Origin of the sequence: Arthrobacter sp. CAL618 (genome assembly GCF_000468215.1) — a bacterium.
GTDB lineage: Bacteria > Actinomycetota > Actinomycetes > Actinomycetales > Micrococcaceae > Arthrobacter_D.
On the sequence record NZ_ASZW01000018.1, the window covers coordinates 29,566 to 31,508 of the forward strand.

Sequence of the window (1,943 nt, forward strand, 5' to 3'; positions counted from 1 at the left end):
CCGAGCCGCACCGGATGAGGCGGTAGCTTGGATGACATGGTTTCTCCTCCCCGGCCGGAAATGCCGACAGACGGTGCGGTGAGCCCCGTCGTCGAGCTGTTGACCAAGCCCGATTGCCACCTGTGCGCTGCTGCGCGGGCGGTGGTTGCTGCGGTCTGCGTAGAGCTGGGAGTGCCCTGGCATGAATTGTCGACAGTCGATGCACCCGACCTGTTGGAGCGGTTCGCCGAGGAAATCCCTGTCCTGCTTATCGACGGGGTACAGCGAGATTTCTGGAAGATCGATGAGGCGCGCCTGCGGAGGCTGCTGACCCAGTGATCGACCGGGAAGCCAGCTTTGTGTCGCGGGCGGCGCACCCTAAGGTGAAGATACTCACGGTGTCGGCCGGTCCGGCGTCGTGCAGACCTGCCGTACNNNNGGCTGGCGGACAGCAGACGGAGTGATAGAGAGTGACGACGCCTGAACTACCAGAGCTACACCTGTCAGGGGCTGGCACTGCCGCACGGCAGATCCCGTCAGCGTCGCTGACGCGCCTGACCGTCTATCTGCGGGCACTCACCTCGTTGCTGGCGGAAGGCACCGAGCGGGTGTCCTCCGACCGGCTGGCTGAGGCGGCCGGCGTCAATTCGCCCATCCTGCGCAAAGACCTGTCCTATTTGGGGTCCTATGGCACCCGGGGTGTCGGCTACGACGTGCAATACCTGAACCGGCAGATCTCGGCGGCGCTCGGCCTGACGCTCGACTGGCGGGTCGCCATCATCGGCGCGGGCAACCTGGGGCGCGCACTGGCTGGCTACTCCGGTTTCGAATCCAGGGGATTCGAGATTGTTTCGCTGTTCGACGCCGACCAGTTGGTTGTTGGAGCGGAGGTGGGGTGGCTACGGGTGAGCCCAATCACCGACCTGGAACAGGTCCTGGAACGGACCCGGGCCAACATGGCGGTACTCGCGGTTCCCGCAGCAGTGGCACAGTCACTGTGCGACCGGTTGGTTGATGCAGGAATCACCAGCATCCTGAGCTTTGCGCCGGTAGTGCTGCAGGTGCCTGAAAGTGTCCAGCTCCGGAAGGTGGACATGGCCACCGAACTGCAGATTCTTGCCTACCACGCACAACGGGCGCAGGAACCGGACCTTGCTGCCGACGCCCGCACCCGTTCGGCGCAGTAGGTTGTGCAGGCGCTTTGAGCGCCTGGCGTGAGGGCCTAGAACTGGCCCGGAACGATCTGCTTCTGGAAGTACGGGCGGGCCGGCTTCAGGAAGGTCATGACGACGCCAGCAACGCCGAGCAGCGTGACGATGATGGTGAGAACGGTTTCCAGCGGACCCGGAGTCATGAGTTCCTGCCCCTGCAGCATCTCGTTACCTTCGAGCATCGAAGCGGACAGCAGTCCGAACAGGTAGGACAGGACGGAGAGGGCAGCCAACACGGTGGCCGTGATCCTGGCCCAGTTATGTCCCTTGCGGATGAAGATCGCGAGGAGAATGTAGACGCCCGTCAGCACCGTTGCAAACACCAGCACAAGCGCGGTGGCGACCCCGGCGCCCGCCCCGGACACGGGGGTAGTCATCACGCTCAGGATGCTGGCGAGGAAATTGAGCACGCCGGCGGCGATGATCAGCCAGAAGGCCCGCTCCACCTCTTTCGGCGCAGGGCCTTTCTCGGTGACCGACACCTGGCTCATATTCCCCGGGTAGCTGTAGCCGGAGGGTTGCGCATTCTGGTAGCCGTAAGGGGCGGGCTGTCCGTCGGTGGGGTTCTGTCCCACGGATGGCTGCTGTGCTCCCGCGTTATCGCGTGGTGGCAGGTCCTGGCCGGGATGGGGGTCATTGGGAGGTGTGCTCATTGCCGTTTCCTCTTCACTTGAGACTGGTTGATACAGACCCTGTGGGGCCACATAGCCAACCCTAGCGCGGAGCTTTGTGCAGCCGGGGGATTAAACAACA

The 1,943-nt window shown here is 63.7% G+C and carries 3 protein-coding genes; 2 read left to right on the forward strand and 1 reads right to left on the reverse strand.

What is annotated here, in order from left to right; genetic code table 11:
* Nucleotides 1–36 precede the first annotated feature (36 nt).
* Nucleotides 37–318 (forward strand): glutaredoxin family protein, encoded by a 282-nt coding sequence (locus tag K728_RS0100755; protein WP_443110896.1) that lies wholly within the window; start codon nucleotides 37–39, stop codon nucleotides 316–318.
* Nucleotides 319–449: 131 nt separating this feature from the next.
* Nucleotides 450–1,166, forward strand: coding sequence for a redox-sensing transcriptional repressor Rex (locus tag K728_RS0100760; protein ID WP_019483184.1), 717 nt, complete (start codon nucleotides 450–452; stop codon nucleotides 1,164–1,166).
* A gap of 35 nt (nucleotides 1,167–1,201) precedes the next feature.
* On the opposite strand, the gene K728_RS19985 is transcribed toward K728_RS0100760, so the two are convergent.
* Nucleotides 1,202–1,843 (reverse strand): hypothetical protein, encoded by a 642-nt coding sequence (locus K728_RS19985; protein ID WP_024475534.1) that lies wholly within the window; start codon nucleotides 1,841–1,843, stop codon nucleotides 1,202–1,204.
* Nucleotides 1,844–1,943: the final 100 nt, after the last annotated feature.